Origin of the sequence: Streptomyces sp. NBC_01217 (genome assembly GCF_035994185.1) — a bacterium.
Lineage (GTDB): Bacteria > Actinomycetota > Actinomycetes > Streptomycetales > Streptomycetaceae > Streptomyces.
The window spans coordinates 8,544,297-8,561,161 of the sequence record NZ_CP108538.1 but is presented as its reverse complement, the minus strand read 5'-3'; the positions used below and the strand labels follow the sequence as shown (position 1 = coordinate 8,561,161).

The 16,865-nt window shown below is 69.4% G+C and carries 14 protein-coding genes; 11 read left to right on the top strand and 3 right to left on the bottom strand.

Annotated elements, in window-relative coordinates; all coding sequences use genetic code 11:
- Positions 1-76 precede the first annotated feature (76 nt).
- The 3 genes from OG507_RS38210 (at position 77) to OG507_RS38200 (ending at position 3,375) form a co-directional block, all read left to right on the top strand.
- Complete coding sequence (locus OG507_RS38210; RefSeq protein WP_327371687.1) at positions 77-1,117, top strand: FecCD family ABC transporter permease; 1,041 nt, start codon at positions 77-79, stop codon at positions 1,115-1,117.
- Between the two features lie 256 nt (positions 1,118-1,373).
- Positions 1,374-2,501: a FecCD family ABC transporter permease gene (locus OG507_RS38205; RefSeq protein ID WP_327371686.1), complete on the top strand. Its 1,128-nt coding sequence runs from the start codon at positions 1,374-1,376 to the stop codon at positions 2,499-2,501.
- A 4-nt stretch (positions 2,502-2,505) separates the two neighbouring features.
- Positions 2,506-3,375: an ABC transporter ATP-binding protein gene (locus OG507_RS38200; protein ID WP_327371685.1), complete on the top strand. Its 870-nt coding sequence runs from the start codon at positions 2,506-2,508 to the stop codon at positions 3,373-3,375.
- Positions 3,376-3,425: 50 nt separating this feature from the next.
- Here OG507_RS38200 and OG507_RS38195 read toward each other — a convergent pair whose 3' ends face one another.
- Positions 3,426-4,373: a methionyl-tRNA formyltransferase gene (locus OG507_RS38195; protein ID WP_327371684.1), complete on the bottom strand. Its 948-nt coding sequence runs from the start codon at positions 4,371-4,373 to the stop codon at positions 3,426-3,428.
- 119 nt (positions 4,374-4,492) lie between these two features.
- Here OG507_RS38195 and OG507_RS38190 point away from each other — a divergent pair, with 119 nt between their 5' ends.
- Together OG507_RS38190 and OG507_RS38185 are read left to right on the top strand one after the other, a co-directional pair.
- Positions 4,493-5,836 (top strand): lysine N(6)-hydroxylase/L-ornithine N(5)-oxygenase family protein, encoded by a 1,344-nt coding sequence (locus OG507_RS38190; protein WP_327371683.1) that lies wholly within the window; start codon positions 4,493-4,495, stop codon positions 5,834-5,836.
- Between the two features lie 225 nt (positions 5,837-6,061).
- Positions 6,062-6,607, top strand: a complete 546-nt coding sequence (locus OG507_RS38185) for a TetR/AcrR family transcriptional regulator (protein WP_327371682.1) — start codon at positions 6,062-6,064, stop codon at positions 6,605-6,607.
- Between the two features lie 275 nt (positions 6,608-6,882).
- Here OG507_RS38185 and OG507_RS38180 read toward each other — a convergent pair whose 3' ends face one another.
- Complete coding sequence (locus tag OG507_RS38180; protein ID WP_327371681.1) at positions 6,883-7,926, bottom strand: aldo/keto reductase; 1,044 nt, start codon at positions 7,924-7,926, stop codon at positions 6,883-6,885.
- 345 nt (positions 7,927-8,271) lie between these two features.
- Between OG507_RS38180 and OG507_RS38175 the strand changes: the two genes are divergently transcribed.
- Positions 8,272-9,423 carry a DUF3103 family protein gene (locus OG507_RS38175; RefSeq protein ID WP_327371680.1) on the top strand — a complete coding sequence of 384 codons (1,152 nt, stop codon included), beginning with the start codon at positions 8,272-8,274 and terminating at the stop codon, positions 9,421-9,423.
- A 216-nt stretch (positions 9,424-9,639) separates the two neighbouring features.
- On the opposite strand, the gene OG507_RS38170 is transcribed toward OG507_RS38175, so the two are convergent.
- Complete coding sequence (locus OG507_RS38170) at positions 9,640-10,020, bottom strand: hypothetical protein (RefSeq protein ID WP_327371679.1); 381 nt, start codon at positions 10,018-10,020, stop codon at positions 9,640-9,642.
- A 455-nt stretch (positions 10,021-10,475) separates the two neighbouring features.
- On the opposite strand from OG507_RS38170, the gene mdcA reads away from it, so the two are divergent.
- The 5 genes from mdcA to OG507_RS38145 are packed head-to-tail and all read left to right on the top strand — an operon-like array spanning position 10,476 to position 16,804.
- Positions 10,476-12,137, top strand: coding sequence for a malonate decarboxylase subunit alpha (mdcA, locus tag OG507_RS38165; RefSeq protein ID WP_327371678.1), 1,662 nt, complete (start codon positions 10,476-10,478; stop codon positions 12,135-12,137).
- 7 nt (positions 12,138-12,144) lie between these two features.
- Positions 12,145-13,035, top strand: a complete 891-nt coding sequence (locus OG507_RS38160; RefSeq protein ID WP_327371676.1) for a triphosphoribosyl-dephospho-CoA synthase — start codon at positions 12,145-12,147, stop codon at positions 13,033-13,035.
- 1 nt (position 13,036) lies between these two features.
- Complete coding sequence (mdcC, locus tag OG507_RS38155) at positions 13,037-13,378, top strand: malonate decarboxylase acyl carrier protein (RefSeq protein WP_327371675.1); 342 nt, start codon at positions 13,037-13,039, stop codon at positions 13,376-13,378.
- Positions 13,375-15,177: a biotin-independent malonate decarboxylase subunit beta gene (gene mdcD, locus OG507_RS38150; RefSeq protein WP_327371674.1), complete on the top strand. Its 1,803-nt coding sequence runs from the start codon at positions 13,375-13,377 to the stop codon at positions 15,175-15,177. Before mdcC ends, mdcD begins: the two co-directional genes overlap by 4 nt.
- Before the next feature lie 4 nt (positions 15,178-15,181).
- On the top strand, positions 15,182-16,804 hold the full coding sequence (locus OG507_RS38145; protein ID WP_327371673.1) for a malonate decarboxylase holo-ACP synthase: 1,623 nt from the start codon (positions 15,182-15,184) through the stop codon (positions 16,802-16,804).
- Positions 16,805-16,865 lie beyond the last annotated feature (61 nt).

Genomic DNA, 16,865 nt, shown 5'->3' with positions numbered 1-16,865 from the left:
GGGCGGACACCCCGAGGGTGGGACACGGGGTGAACTCGCTCTACAGTTAAGGCAAGCCTGACCAAAGGAAGTTGACGTGGGGACCTCTACGGTCCGGGCGGCCACGGGCCCCCGCGCGGTACTGCTGCTGGTGCTGTCGTGCGCGGTACTCATCGTGCTGTGCGCCCTCTCGATGGCGTACGGGGCACTCGCCGTGCCCCTCGACCAGGTCTGGGACACGCTCCTGGGCCATGCGCCCAACAGCCGTGTGGACAATGTGATCTGGTCGGTACGGCTGCCGCGCACCGCACTCGCCCTGGCCACCGGGGCCGCGCTCGGCCTGTCCGGCGCGCTGATGCAGGCGCTGACCCGCAACCCCCTGGCGGACCCCGGCATCCTGGGCGTCAGCGCGGGCGCGGCCTTCGCCGTCGTCCTGTCCGTCGGCGTCCTCGGCATCGGCTCCGTGTACGGCTACATCTGGTTCGCCTTCGCCGGAGCGCTGGCCGCTAGCGTGCTGGTCTACTTCCTGGGCGGGCTCGGCCGGTCCGGCTCGACGCCGGTCAAACTCGCCCTGGCCGGAGTGGCGGTGACCTCCGTGCTGTTCTCGCTGACCAGCGCGGTCGCCCTGACCGACCCGGACGCCCTGAACCGGTACCGCTTCTGGTCGGCGGGCTCGCTCGCCGACCAGGACTCGGAGGTTCTTCTGCGGGTGCTGCCGTTCCTCGCCGTCGGCGCCGTGCTCGCCCTGGCCTGCGCCCCGTCCCTCAACAGCCTCGCGCTGGGCGACGACGTCGCGACGTCCCTCGGACTCAAGCTCGGACTGCTGCGCATCCAGGGCGTGGTGGCCGTCACCCTGCTGACCGGCGGAGCCGTCGCCGTGATCGGCCCCGTGGTCTTCGTCGGCCTGGTCGTGCCCCACATCGCGCGCGTCCTCACCCAGTACGCGGGCGTCGGCCCCGACCATCGCTGGCTGCTGCCCCTGTCGGCCGTGCTCGCCCCCTGCCTGCTGCTGGCCGCCGACATCGCGGGCCGGCTGATCGAGCGCCCGATCGAGATCCAGGCCGGCGTCCTCGTCGCCTTCATCGGCGGCCCGTTCTTCATCGCGATGGTCCGCCGCCGACGCCTGGCGGAGCTGTGAGCCATGACAGCCGCACACACCGGGCGGCGAACGGTACGAACCGGCGACACGGAACCACGCGCCGCGACGCAGACCGGAACGGACAGCCGGTGACGCCGGCCCGGACAGCGCAGGCCGATCCGTGCGAGCGCACGGCGCCCGGGGCCCCACCGGCCCCGTCGTCACCGCTCCCCCACCGGCCCATGGCATCGCCTGCCGTACGGACCGAGTCACCCATACCCCAGCCCTGCCGACCGACCCAGTGGAGCCCCAAGCCATGACGACCGAGCTCACACCGGTGGCGGGCCGGAAGGGTCCTGACGGCCGGAAGGACCCCACGGACCGGACGCCGCTGCGGCGCACCGCCGGGCGGGTCACCTTCCGGCTCGCCGCCCCGCCCGTGTCCGGGCTGCTGCGGCCCAGGCTGCTGGCCGTGTCGCTGGTGCTCGTCGCCGCCGCGTTCCTGGCGTTCTGTGTGGAAACCGCGGTCGGGGACATTCCCCTGTCGCTTTCCGATGTGACGCGGGCCCTGGTGGGCGGGGGCGACCCCGGCACCCGGCTCATCGTCCACGAGCTGCGCCTGCCGCGCTCCCTGGCGGGGCTGCTGGTCGGCGTCGCGTTCGGCGTGTCGGGCGCCCTGCTCCAGGCCATGACGCACAACCCGCTCGCCAGCCCCGACATGATGGGCATCACGCAGGGCGCCGGTGTGGCCGTGGTCGCCGGCATCGTGCTCGGCTGGGACGGCGGGCTCAGTACGCAGGCACTCGGCCTGTTCGGCGCCCTGACCGCGGCGCTGCTCGTGTACGCGCTGGCCTGGAAACGGGGCACCACCGGCTACCGGATCGTCCTGGTCGGCGTCGGCGTGTCCTGGATCTGCACCAGCGCCACCGACTACCTGATGGCCCGCGGCCAGCGCTTCCAGGCACAGGCCGCGCTCGGCTGGCTCGTCGGCAACCTCAACGGCCGCACCTGGAGCCAGATCGGCCCCCTCGCCCTCGCCCTGGCCGTCCTGCTGCCGACGGCGCTGCTGCTCGGGCGCCTGATGCGCACCCTGGAACTCGGGGAGGACGTGGCCCGCGGCCTGGGCACCCGGGTGCAGACGGTGCGGGTCTCGGTGCTGCTCGTCTCGGTCGGCCTGGTGGCGTTCGGAACGGCGACCGCGGGACCGGTCGCGTTCGTGGCGCTCGCCGCCCCGCAGGTCGCCCAGCGCCTGGCGGGTACGGCGTTCCCCCCGCCCTTCGCCGCGGGGCTGACGGGCGCCGTGATGGTGCTCGGGTCCGACCTCGCCGCCCGGAAACTGATCCCCGGCACCGAGCTTCCGGTCGGGATCGTGACGGGAGTGCTCGGTGCTCCCGTCCTGCTGTGGCTGCTCGTCCGCGCGAACCGCGCCGGTTCAGGAGGCTGAAGACGTGACAACGACGACGTATGAAGGGCTCGCCGACGGCCCCGACCTGAGGGCTCAGCGACTGCGCCTGGCCTACGACGACCGGGTCGTCGTGGAGGATCTGGACCTCGCGGTCCCCTCGGGGCGGATCACGGCGATAGTCGGGGCCAACGCCTGTGGTAAGTCGACCCTGTTGCGGGCCCTGGCCCGGCTGCTCACGCCCAAGTCGGGTGCCGTCCATCTCGACGGCCACGCGGTGCACTCGATCCCGACCCGGGCTCTCGCCCAGAAACTGGGCATCCTGCCGCAGGCGCCGGTCGCCCCCGAGGGACTGACCGTCGTCGACCTGGTGGGGCGGGGCCGTGCGCCGCACCAGACCTGGTGGCGGCAGTGGTCGGCCGCCGACGAGGAGGCCGTCCACGAGGCGCTGCGCGCCACGGCGATGAGCGACCTCGCGCACCGGGCCGTCGACGAACTGTCCGGCGGCCAGCGGCAGCGGGCCTGGATCGCGATGGCGGTCGCCCAGGGCACCCCGGTGATGCTCCTGGACGAGCCGACCACGTACCTCGACCTGGCGCACCAGATCGACGTCCTCGACCTGATCACGGACCTGAACCGGCATCAGGGCCGTACGGTCGTCATGGTGCTCCACGACCTCAACCAGGCGTGCCGGTACGCCGACCACATCGTCGCCATGAAGGCGGGCCGCATCGTGGCGGAGGGCACCCCGGCCGAGATCATCACCGCCGCCGTCGTCGAGGACGTCTTCGGGCTGCGCTGCGTGATCGGGGAGGATCCGGTCAGCCGGACTCCGATGGTCATTCCGATGGGCCGTCACCACGAGGGGGCCGACCAGGCTCCGGACTCCGCTCCCGCCGCCGTCACGGGCGCGTAGACACAACACAAAAGGACCCCGGGGGCCGAGGCCCTCCGGGGTCCCTCCGCTCACGGACGGGGTGTCAGATAGCCGCCCATCGTGCGGAAGTAGTCAGTCGCCGCGTGTTCGGTGCCGTCCTCAGTGCGCACCCGCTTGATCACGAGACCGGGCAGCCGCCCGGAGCGCGCCCCGGCGCCGGTCACGATGACGATCCCCTCGCCCTCCCGGATGAAGATCCGTCCGGGAGTCCCTCCGTACCGCCCCTCGGAGACGGCCGCGGAGAGGATCCGGATGCGTTCGCCCCGGTGATGGGTGAAGGCGTTGGGATACGGGTCGGACTGGGCCCGTACGAACCGCTCCAGGTCCTCGGCGGGCCAGGTCCAGTCGATCCGGCTGTCCTCCAGGGCCCGCTTGTGGAAGAAGCTCGACCGGGAACGGTCCTGCGGCGTCCATACGGCCCGCCCGGAGGCGATGAGGTCGAGGGACTCCGTGACGAGCGGACCGATCAGGTCGACCGTGCGGTGGAACAGGTCCGTCGCGGTGTCGTGCGGACCGACCGCGACGGAACGCTGCAACAGCACGTCGCCCATGTCGAGTTCGGCGTCCATGCGGTGCGCGGTGACGCCGACCTCCGGTTCGCCGTTGATGAGGGCCCAGATCAGCGGGGAGAAACCGGCGTACGTGGGCAGCAGCGAATCGTGGATGTTCAGCGTGCCGTGCGGCGGCAGATCGAAGATCTCCGACGGCAGCCAGGTACGCCAGTTGTTCGCCACGATGATGTCGGGCTCGGCGTCCCTGAGCGCGCCCAACAGCTCGACGCCCCCCGGGCGGTTGCGCAACAGCACTGGTACGCCGTGCTTTTCGGCGAGATCGGCGACCGAGTCGCTCCATATCTTCTCGTACGCGTGGTCGCTTCTTGGATGGGTGACAACCAGGACCACTTCGTGCTCGGAGTCCAGCAGAGCCTGCAGCGTCCGGTGTCCCCAGGTCTGGTACCCGAACATGACGACTCGCATGTGAGCCCTCCTCAACCATTGCTAGGTAAGGCTAACCTTATCTAACATGTGCCTGCTTAGGGGAGCCTGCGTTCTTTCTCGGGAAACACCGTGCCCCCTCTACGGAAGGCGATGACGCAGTGACGACAGTGCACAGCGGGGCGGACTACACATATGACGTCCTGGGCATAGGGTTCGGCCCGTCCAATCTCGCACTCGCGATCGCACTGCACGAGCACAACTCGGCAGCACCGGAAGGCGAGCGACTGCGCGCGGCATTCCTGGAGAGGCAGCCGCGGTTCGGCTGGCACCGGGGCATGCTCATCGACGACGCCACCATGCAGGTGTCCTTCCTCAAGGACCTGGTGACCATGCGTGACCCGACCAGCGACTTCACCTTCCTGTGCTACCTGCGCGAACAGGACAGGCTTGTCGACTTCCTCAACCAGAAGACCCTTTTCCCGCTGCGCATCGAGTTCCACGACTACTTCGAGTGGGCGGCCGCACGCGTCGACGACCTCGTCGAGTACTCCGCCGAGGTCGTCTCCGTACGGCCCGTCACCGAGGACGGCCAGGTGCGCTGGTACGACGTCGCCACCCGCGACCCCGCCGCGCCGGGGCAGCTCACCGTCCGCCGTACCCGCACGCTCTGCGTGGCGACGGGCCTGGAGCCGCATCTCCCGCCCGATGCCGCCCTGTCCGAGCGCGTCTGGCACAACAGCGAGTTGCTGCCCCGTGTGGACGAACTCCTGAGCTCGGGCAGGAAGGTGCACCGCGCGGTCGTCCTCGGCGCGGGCCAGAGCGCCGCCGAGGCCGTCGACTACCTGCACCGCAGCTTCCCCGACGCCGAGGTCTGCTCCGTGTTCGCCAAGTACGGCTACACGCCGGCCGACGACAGCCCGTTCGCCAACCGGATCTTCGACCCCGAGGCCGTGGACGTGTTCTACGAGGCACCGACCGCCGTGAAGCAGTCCCTGCACGACTACCACCGCAGCACCAACTACTCCGTGGTCGACCTGGACTTGATCGAGTCGCTGTCCCGGACGATGTACCAGGAGAAGGTCCGGGGCAGGCAGCGGCTGAGGATGCTCAACGTGTCCCGCATCCGCGAGGTCGCGGCACGCACGGACGACGTGGAGGTGACGGTCGAGTTCCTGCCGACCGGCGAACGGGCGGTCCTCGCCTCCGACCTGCTCGTGTACGCGACCGGCTACCAGCCCCGTGGGGTCGGCGAAAATCTCGGCGAAGTCGCCAAGATCTGCCTGCGCGACGAGGAGGACGCCCTGCGCGTCGGCCGCGACCACCGGGTCGAGACCGCCGCGAACGTCACCGCGGACATCTACCTCCAGGGCGGCACCGAACACACCCACGGCCTCACCTCGACCCTGCTGTCCACCACGGCCGTACGGGCCGGGGAGATCTGCGCGTCCCTCCTCGCACGGCGTTCCTCCGCCACCCACCAGCCGGACCACGCCGTCGGCTAGGACGGCCGCGCAGCCGGGTGCTGTCCGTGCTTGCGCAGGCGCCGGCACGTGCCCGGGCAGAGCTGTCCCCCTCGGCCGATCCGGCCGAGGGGGACAGCAAGCACGCTCGGCAGAAGGGGCGGCCGGGCCAGCGGCACACAGTGTGTTTGAATTTGGTGGAGAACCCTCCACAACAGGCGTCGATACGGCTGCACAGCACGGAGCCGCGGAACGAGGAAAGGCACCATGAGCCAGCGAAGTGATGCGCAGCAGAACCGCGCGCGGATTCTCTCTGTCGCTCGCGAGGCGCTCACCGAGGACGGCAACGCCTCCCTCAACTCCATCGCCAAACGCGCCGGTGTCGGGCCAGGCACGCTCTACCGTCACTTCCCCAGTCGTGAGGCGCTCGTCCTGGAGGTCTTCCGCTCCGAGGTGCAGAAACTCGTCGACTGGGCGCCCGAACTGCTGCTCACCGAGCCGCCCCTTGAGGCCCTGCGCCGCTGGTTCGAGCGCCTCGCGGCCTACATCGCGATCAAGCGCGGCCTGGGCGACGCCCTCACGACCACCAACCACGACACGGTGACGAACGAAACCCATGGCCCGGTCACCGGGGCCATTCGCACGCTCCTGAAGGCCGGCGAGGACGACGGCTCCATCCGCCCGGGCCTGGACCCCGACGATGTGCTCCTCATCATGGGCTGCGTGTGGCGCGTCCCGTCCGGCCCCGTCGGCCGGCAGCAGGCCCAGCGCCTGCTCGATCTCACCCTCGACGGCCTGCGCACACGCTCCTGAACGATCGGCTCAGTGGGCTCCGGGTCGGCCGGTGTCATACCGGAACTGCGGCGCATCCGGCCTCCTCGCCGTCCGGGTCAGTGGGAGCGCGGGAGGCGGCCACCTGCGGGGCGATCTGCTCTGCCCGCGCCTGACTGAGTCCTGGTCGACGCGGGTGTCAGCGCGGAACCCCTGGAATCCCACGGGCTCCTCCTCGGCACCGAGCGTCGCATCACCACCACCACGACGATTTCCGCTCAGCCCGACCACCGATTCTCACGGTGCGGCAGCGTGCATCAGGACTTGGCGGGGGCGAACTGCGGCACACGGTCCATGATGCGCTGCAGTTCGGCGTCGTCGGAGATGCCCTGAAAGTCGTGGCGCGGGGTGTAGTGCCGCTCCAGTCGGGCGATCTCGTCGCCGGCGAGGTCGATGTCGAGCGAGGCGACCGCGTCGTCGATGTGCGTGGTCCTGCTCGCGCCGACCAGAGGTGCGACGACGACCGGGTTGGCATGCAGCCAGGCGAGCGCGATCTGCGCCCGGCTGACGCCACGGGCCTCGGCCACGGCGCCGACGGCATCGACGATCTCCCGGTCGCTGTCGGCGTTCGCGGCATAGAGCAGATCGGCGAAGCCGTCGGTGGCGGACCGTGCCGTCTGCTCCTTCCACGGCCTGGTGAGGCGACCGCGGGCCAGTGGGCTCCACACGATGGTGCCGACCCCTTCGTCGCCACACAGCGGGAGCATTTCGCGCTCCTCCTCACGGGCGAGCAGGTTGTAGTGGTCCTGCATGGAAACGAACCGGGCCCATCCGTGCGCCCGCTGTGTGTGCAGGGCCTTGGCGAACTCCCACGCGTGCATCGAGGACGCGCCGAGATAGCGGACCTTTCCGGCCTTCACCAGGTCATGGAGGGCCTCAAGGGTCTCCTCCAACGGAGTGCTCGGGTCGTTGCGGTGGATCTGGTACAGATCGATGTAGTCGGTGCCGAGGCGGCGCAGGCTGTGGTCGACCTCGGTCATGATCGCCTTGCGGGACAGGCCCTTCCCATTGGGACCCGAGCGCATCGGGTGGCGCAGCTTGGTGGCGATCACCACATCGTCGCGGTCGGCGAAGTCCTTCAGCGCACGCCCCAGGATCTCCTCGCTGGAGCCCTGCGAGTACATGTTCGCGGTGTCGAAGAAGTTGATTCCCGCGTCGAGCGCGTGCTTGATCAGCAAGCGACTGTTCTCCTCGCCGAGCGACCACACCGGATGCCCGCGGTCGGGTTCGCCGTAGGTCATCGCGCCGATCGCGATCGGGGAGACATCGAGTCCGGTGTTGCCGAGTTTCACGTAGCGCATGGAAGTCTCCTGCATCGAGAAGTAAACGGAGAGGTCTCCGTATTGATTGAGAGATTAACGGAGACCTCTCCGGAAGGCAATCCGGCCCTCGCGAACCCGCCCGGCCCCTCCATCGACCGGATCCGGACGGTGGCGCGCCGCGAACCCTCACCGGGAGAAGGGGGCACCGGTTGCCGGTGACGGACAATTCCCCAGATCTGTCCGGCCGGGCCGCACAGCACGAGAGATTTTGCGCCCGGATGGTTTGGCGACACCTTGTCATGCACATTCATACAGACGGGTCTACCCGCATAGACAAGACCTGCCCACCACCGTGATGCACCACTGATTCAGCAGGAGATCGCCTTGACCGCATCCACTCCGCTGCGCACGGCCCTGACCGGGGTCGTTCTGGCCGCAACCGCTCTGATCCCCCTTCAGGGCACCGCGCTGGCAGCGCAGACCGAGACCGCCGCGACCGCAACCACCCGGGCGGCCTCGGTCTCCGGAATAGAGGACGCAACCGCTCTCGCCCTCGCCAGGTCCCTGGCCGATCCGGCCTGGAAGAGACAGGTACGCACAGCCGCGCTGGCCGCGGACTCGGTGGACCTGCGGGCGCTGACCAGCGGCTCCACCACTGCCGCCGGCAAGAGCCTCGCCTCGAAGGTGGCCACCGCCGACCAGAAAGTCGCCACCGCCAAGGGCCTGAGCAGCGACATCGGTTCGCTGCTGCGAGTGGGCCTGGCGGACGCCTCGATGAAGTCCCGGCTCACCGCGGGCAGGGCCCCGTTGGTTGCCGCCGCCCCGTCCGACGACGATGCCACGTTCACCGCGTACGACAGCAGGGGCACCGCCCACGAACTGGCCGTCGAATCAGTCCCCGAGCAGCCCGTCTACATCGTCGACATCGACGGCACCAAGGCGGTCACCGAAGGGCTGAAGGTCGTCAACCGGGCCCTGGAGGCGAATGGGCTCGATGTCCCGGCCCCGGCCGCCGAGGTGACAACCGCCGCGCCACTGGCCGCGACGGGCATCGACACCACCCTGATCAACTCGGTTCGGCTCTCCGACGACCAGGAGCCCTGGGTCAAGGGTGATGCCGAGATCTTCACTCTCGTCACCGGCTTCGGCACGGACGGCAAGCCGCGCGTCGACACCGTCGAGATGCCTTACCTGAACACGGACAACACCACGTACTACCCGAACCAGGTCCTCGTGAACTGGTCCAACTACAAGTACAGCCTGGCCGACGCGGTCATGATGGAGGACGACGGCGACACCAACTACCAGTCGCTTGCCAAGGCCATCGTCACGGTCCTGCTGACGATCACCGACCAGGGCGTGTACATCCCCCTTGCCGACGCGGTCCTCGACGCCATCCCCGCCTCCTGGTGGACCGACGACCCGGACTACGTCGACTCCTGGTACACCCTGGCCAAGACCACCAGCGGCACGCGCAACGGCGCGGCGGCCAACGGCTGGCTGAACGTCTCCCCGTACTACGTGCCGGCCCTCTGACCGGCACACACCCCTCCCCCCACGGGCCGGCCGGCCCTCCCCCACCTCCCCACGGGCCGGCCGGCACCTGTCCAGCACCGAGCAGTAGCACCTCGGGCTCATGGTGTGCACATCAGGGACACGGCGCACGTCACCGCCACAGGTCCGGCGGCGCCGCCGGACCTACGGCCGTGAACGCATGACAGCGCGCTCCATGCGGTGGCCCGGCGGCGGGTGTCAGGCCAGACGTACGGCCTTCAGCCCGTCGAGCGGATACTCGGTCGGGAGCTCGGCGGGATCGCCCGGCACAGTGATCTGTACGGCGACGGGCCGCGAGTTCCCCGCTTCCAGCAGCTGATCCGCCCGGGAGTCGATGTACACCTTGCCGTCCTCATGCGTGACATCGACACCGGACGCTTCGACCTTCGTCCCATGTGCCGTTCGCAGGTCGAACGAGATCCGGAACCTTCGCGTTTCCTTTCCCTCGCCGCCTGCCCTGCTGACGGCAGTGACGGTCAGCTCGAAGCTGTACACCCGGCCCTGCGGATCGTTGCTCTGCCACGAGCTGTTGGACTTCCTCGTCACGACGATCTCGTCGTAACTGGGCGGGATCGGCATCGGCGTGATGCACCCGGCTCCGTTCACTACCTCCAGCAGACCAGATCACGTCATCCACAACACTCCACGACCACCGCCGGCAGCCCCGAAAACGCAGCACCCAGTCAAATGCGGCAGGAGAGTTGGCCGTTCGGTGTATGTGGAGACGCTCTCAACTCGGCAGCCGCCAAGTTCACTTGCCGGGATTCGGCCGTGGCGACGTATCAGGGCGAGTGCCCGGACCACCTGCATTTTGCGGAAATGCATCTCTCCGGGAAAAGAGTTGCAATGGACAGCGTCCAGCGGCCTGGATATGGTCGAAATCGTTCGCACATAAGCCCTCTGCTTTGGCACACCGGGACGCGTTGCTGTGAGGTTTCGAGCTCGACTCGCGCCGCCGTTCCTCGGTGGGCACAGGGAACCTGCCGGGAGTCGCCTGGACTCGCGTTGATTCGGGTGGCGGGACGGGAGTATCCATGACGACCGCGGCTGCGGCAACTGATCCGGTCTGGAACAAGCGTCGAACGGCCAAGCGAGAGCGCCTGGCGAGTGCCGCACGGCATTCCGACGGAAGGCTGATCAAGCCTGATGAGCTGGGCCAGGTGCTGGAAGCGGTGATCCGCCCGGGTGACAAGGTGGCCCTGGAGGGTGACAATCAGAAACAGGCGGACTTCCTGTCGCGAACCTTGGCGGCCTGTGACCCGAAAAGGCTGCACGACCTGCATATGCTGATCGGCTCCGTCTCGCGCGGCGAACACCTGGATCTTTTCGAGGAAGGCATCGCCTCCAAGCTGGACCTCGCCTATGCGGGCCCGCAGAGCGTGCGGATCGCGCAACTCGTCGCGGACGGAACCGTGTCGATCGGCGCGATCCACACGTACGTCGAGTTGTACGCGCGAATGGTGATCGACCTTCGACCGGATATCGCACTTGTGTGCGCATCCGCAGCCGACAAGCACGGCAATCTCTACACCGGAGCGAACACCGAGGACACGCCGATCATTGTTGAGGCCACCGCGTTCCACGACGGTGTCGTCATCGTGCAGGCGGACGAAATCGTCGGTGAGGGCGAGCTGCCTCGTATCGACATTCCCGGTGACTGGGTGGATCTGGTCGTACAGGCCGACCGGCCGTTCTTCCTGGAGCCCTTGTTCACGCGCGATCCCCAAGGCATCGGCCCGTTGCACATCCTGCAGGCGATGATGGCGCTGCGCGGGATCTACGAGCGTCATCAGGTCGTATCGCTCAACCATGGAGTGGGTTTCAGTACCGCCGCCATCGAACTGATTCTGCCGACATACGGGGAGCAGCTGGGGCTGAAGGGAAGGATCTGTCGCAACTGGGCGCTGAATCCGCACCCCACGCTGATCCCGGCGATCGAGTCGGGCTGGGTGGAGACAATCCACAGCTTCGGCGGCGAGTCGGGCATGACAAAGTATGTCGCTGCCAGGCCGGACGTGTTCTTCAACGGCGCGGACGGCTCGCTGCGGTCCAACCGCGTGCTGTGCCAGCTCGCTGGGCAGTACGCGATCGACATGTTCATCGGCTCCACGTTGCAGATGGATGCGCAGGCGAACTCCTCGACGGTCACGGAGGGCCGGCTGTCGGGGTTCGGTGGGGCACCCAACATGGGGCACGATCCGCACGGGCGGCGGCACTCGACGCCCGCGTGGTTGGACCTGCAACACGGTGAGGGCGCGGGAATGCGCGGCCGCAAGCTGGTCGTGCAGGTGGTCGAGACCTTCCAGTCCAGCGGCACCCCCACCTTCGTCGAATCGCTCGATGCGATCAGCGTGGGCCACGACGCAGGCATGTCCCTTCCACCCGTCATGATCTACGGCGACGACGTCACCCACGTGGTCACCGAGGAAGGCATCGCCTACCTGTACAAGGCGACGTCCCTCGAAGACCGGAAGGCCGCCCTCGCGGCGATCGCCGGCGTAACCCCCCTGGGCCGCAGCGCCGACCCCGGTGCTCTCGAACGGCTCCGCAGTGACGGCCTCGTGGCACTGCCGTCCGACCTGAAGGTGGACACCTCACTGGCCACCCGGTCGCTGCTCGCGGCACGCAGCATCGGAGACCTGGTCGCTTGGTCCGGTGGCCTGTACGAGCCGCCGGCCAGGTTCCGAAACTGGTGAGGGCCTCATGACCACCACGCCTGACCTTCCCAATGTCCTGGCCGCGCCGCGAGAGCCTCTGCGGCCCGACGTGGCGGACACGTTCGGGGCTCTGGCGGCGCAGGCACTGCGTGACGAGGCGATGCTCACACCCAAACCCGGTCTGGTGGACGCGCGCGGCGGGGCGCACGACGACATGAACCTCGCCCTGCTGCTGGCGTCCGCCGACGCGCTCGCCGTGCCGATCGCCCGGTGCGCGAAGGCTGCCATGTCCACGCCCCTCGGACCTGGCCTGAGGGCACTGATCGGGGCCATCGGACGGGACGGCGAGCAACGCATGCTGCACGCCACCAGTGGGGTCAATACCCACCGCGGCGCACTGTGGGCGCTCGGGCTGCTGGCGGCCGGGCTGGCCGCGACCGGCAGCATCGACGGGGCCGGCAGGTTCGCCGCGCGGCTGGCCGCCATGGACGACCCGGCGCTGCCGGCCCGGGCGCCCTCGCACGGTGACCATGCCCGTCTTCGATACGGAGCGTCCGGTGCCAGGGGCGAAGCCCGGCGGGGGTTTCCGCACGCCAGACACGTTGCCCTGCCGACGCTTGAGGCGGCACGCGCAGCCGGACTCGGTGAGCACATCGCCCGTACCGACGCGCTTCTGGCGTCGATGGCGACGCTGGAGGACACCTGTCTGCTGCACCGGGGCGGCCCCGAGGGCCTGCGGACCGTGCGCGAGGGTACCTCAGCGATCATGCGCGCGGGCGGATCAAGCACGGCTCCCGGCCGCGCACTCTTCGACCGTCTCGACGCCGTCTGCCGCCGACGTCGCCTCTCGGCCGGCGGTAGCGGCGATGTCCTCGCCGCCGCACTCTTCCTGGACTCGGCCGCCCCCGTCGCTCTCCTTGCGGAAAGAAGCCACTGACATGCGCACCTTGACCTTTCAGTTCCCTGCCTCGACGCGCCCGGCCCACCGGGCGCACGTCGGCGTCGTCGGCTCCGGGGACCTGGAGATCCTGCTGGAGCCGGCCGACGGCAGCGGCAACTCCGATCGTTATGCCCAGGTGCGGGTCCGCACCAGCGTCGAAGGCTTCGACGAGGTGTGGCAGACCACTCTGGAACGCTTCTTCGCGCGCACTCCCGTACTGGGCACGTGGGAACTCAACGACTCGGCCGCCACGCCTGCCCTGGTCACTCTGCGGCTTCAGCAGGCTGCCGAAGTCGCCGGCGCCACACACGACACGGCCGCTGCAGGGGAGACGTCATGACCACCACTACGGACACCGCTGCCGAGACGGCCCGTGCGCTGGGAGCCACGTCCGACGGACGCGGCGTCGACTGGCAGCGTGTGCTGCACCGGGAGAGTTTCCTTGAGCTCGATGCTCTCGCCCGCGCGCAGGTACTGCTGGACGACGGCTCGGCCCGTGTACTGTGCGGCCCCTTCGAACGCCTGGAGTCGCCGTGGCTCGAGCCACAGGACGTGACCCCTCAGTCCGACGACGGTGTGGTCATCGCTCGCGGCACGATCGACGGCACCGCGGTGCTGGTCGTCTCCATCGAGCAGGACTTCCAAGGCGGCGGCATCGGCGAAGTGTCCGGAGCCAAGATCGCGCAGGCTCTCCGGCTGGCCGCCGCCGACGGCCGCACGGGGACTCCCGTCCCCGCCGTGCTGCTGCTGGAGACGGGCGGCGTGCGCTTGCAGGAAGGCAACCTGGGACTCAACGCGGTCGCCGAGATCTGCTCCGCACTGCTCGAACTGCGGCCGCTCGCACCAGTGGTCGGCGTCGTCGCCGGGTCGGTGGGCTCCTTCGGCGGAGTGAGCATCGCCACGGGGTTGTGCACCCACGTGATCGTCACCCCCGAAGCCAGGATCGGGCTCAACGGCGCGGCCGTCATCGAGCAGGAAGCAGGTGCCGAAGAGTTCGACTCCACCGACCGCCGCCTGATCTGGGCCGTCGACGGCGGCGAGCAACGCCGCCTCACCGGCCTGGCCGACACCCTCGTCGCCGATGACGCCGACGAACTGCGAGACGCCGTCCGCAGGGCGATCAGCGCCAAAACCGCTTCCCCGGGCTCGTACCGCAGCGAGCGGCTCGATGTCCTCGAAGCGCGTCTGGCCACACTCGACCCCGCCGACCCACCGGAGCCGTCCCAGCTGCGCGAGATGTGGGGCGACACCTATGACGTACCCTCCACGGGCAAGACGCCACGGCGACGCGGCAGTGGCAGCGAGCCGCACTCCGACGCCGCGCACTCCTCGATGCAGCCCAGCGAACGAGGACGCCGGTGGATCACCGCACTGGCCGACGGCACCACGCCACGACCGGTCATCGGATCGGTACTGCGGGCCGACACCGACGGCATCGTCTACCTGGCCGTCGTCCCCGACCCGGACAACCCCTTCTACCGCGCACGCCAGGGACAGGTCGGCCTCACCGAATGCGCCGCACTGGCCCGCGCCATGCGGGAGATCACCGCGCAGGACGAAGGGGCCACCGAGCGCCGCGCGATCGTCGCCGTTGTCGACCTGCCCAGTCAGGCGTATGGCCGGATCGAAGAGATGGCCGGACTGCACCAGGCCATCGCGACGGCGATCGACGCCACCGAAGCCGCACGCGTCGCCGGACACCCGCTCGTCACCCTCGTGGTCGGACAAGCCCTCTCCGGCGGATTCCTCACGCATGGACTCCAGGCCTCGCAGATCCTCGCACTCGACGATCCCGGGGTGCAGATCCACGCCATGCACAAGCAGGCGGCGGCGCACATCACCATGCGCACCGTCGAGCAGCTCGATGAACTCGCCAAGACCATCCCGCCGTTGTCCTACGACGTTCGGGACTGGGCCACACTCGGGTTCTGCGACGGCCTGCTCGAGGTCGACGACGCCGAGTCCCCCACCGACCGCGACATCACCAACGTGGCACAGGCCATCAGCGACGCCATCGCGCGGGCGCGTTCAGGTCCCACCGACCTGTCCAACCGGCTCGACTCCCAAGGGGCGGAGAAGAACCGCAAAGCATCCCGGGCCGTGCGCGACACCCTGGCCCGACAGTGGAACGAGCACTGAGCCGATGAGGCGTCACCGGCCGCACGACCTACTCCGGATCGCGGATCCCGGCGCGCACCTGACCGGCTCCGAACCGGCCTGGGTGCGCCCTTCCCTGGCCGCCGCGCCGTGGGTCGTCGTGCGGCGCGGCACAGCACCGGCCGGGCAGCTGGCCGTAGGGGTCCGCGGCCGTGCCCGGCACGAGCGGCACGCCCTCCTCATGCCGATCGAGGCAGCCATCGCATGCCGCCGGCCCGAGGACCTGCGGCCCGTGTCGGTCTCCGCTCCCGCGCGCACACCGGCTCTGTCCGCCCTCCAAGAGGCCACACCGATCCTGCACGGTCTCGGCCTCCCGTGGGGACCGACCGGAAGCGTCGGCTTCGAGCTGGCTACGGGACGGCTGACCACCACGGCGACCAGCGACCTCGACCTCCTCATCCGGACAGAGTCCCTGCCGTCCCCGGCCTGGGCCGCCGAGCTCATCAGTCGGCTGTCCGCGTTGCCTGCGCGGGTGGACTGCCAACTCCAGACCGCGGGCGGCGCCGTCGTCCTGGCCGAACTCGCCACCGACCCGCGGACTCTGGTGCTGCGCACCAGCGGAGGACCGCAGTTGGTGACACGCGCGCAGGTCTCCGAGCCGTGGCAACCGACGGACCGGGTGACCTCTCACCCGGCCGCCGCCAGAGCTGAGGAAGATGCGATGAGTGTTGCCCTGTTGTTCCCGGGACAAGGATCGCAACGGGCAGGGATGCTCCAGAGCCTGCCCGACTCCCCCGCCGCGGCCCGGGCTCACACCGAAGCCCGCGACGTGCTGCGCTCCTTCGACGACGTTCCGGCACAACTCGACACCTCCGAGGCGCTGCGCTCCACCACCAACGCCCAACTCGCACTGCTCATCGCCGGTGTGGTCACCGCCCGCGCGCTGGTGGACGACCACGACCTGCGGGCCGACAGCGTCTCGGGGCACTCCGTCGGCGCCTTCTCCGCAGCTGTCCTCGCCGGTGTTCTCAGCCTCGGTGACGCCCTGCGCGTTGTTCACGTACGCGGAGCCGGCATGGAGCGCGCCTGCGCCGACGGAACCTGGTCGATGGCCGCCTTGAGCGGACTGGACCTGGCATCCACCCGGCAGCTCCTCGCCACCATCGCAACCGACGCCGATCCGCTGTGGATCGCCAACATCAACGCGGCCGATCAGATCGTCGTCAGCGGCACCCGCACGGCACTCGACACCCTACGTCGATACGCCCCGGCCGCCGGCGCCCGCGACCTGAAGGTCCTCGACGTGAACGTCGCCTCGCACTGCCCCCTGCAAGCCGACACCGCACGGGCCGTGGCCCACGCACTGGCCCGGACTGAACACGGCGAACAGCAGCGCAGCTACTTCGCCAATACCACCGGCCGACGACTCCTCCACGCCCCCGAAAAGGTCATCGACGACCTCGCACAAGCAGTACAGCGACCGGTCCGCTGGTACGACGCGGTACGCCTCATGCCCGAACTCGGTGTAACCGCCACCGTCCAGGTCCCACCAGGCCACGTCCTCACCGCCATCGTCACCCGTGAGAACCCCTCCATGACCAACGTCGCCGTCGACGACACCGGACTCGCCACAGCCGTACGTCGCGTCACCAGAGCAAGGGAAGCCTGACCACCATGGCAGGGCACCCGGGGCCGGTGGGGTACGCCATACCGAGATCCCTGTTCGGGCG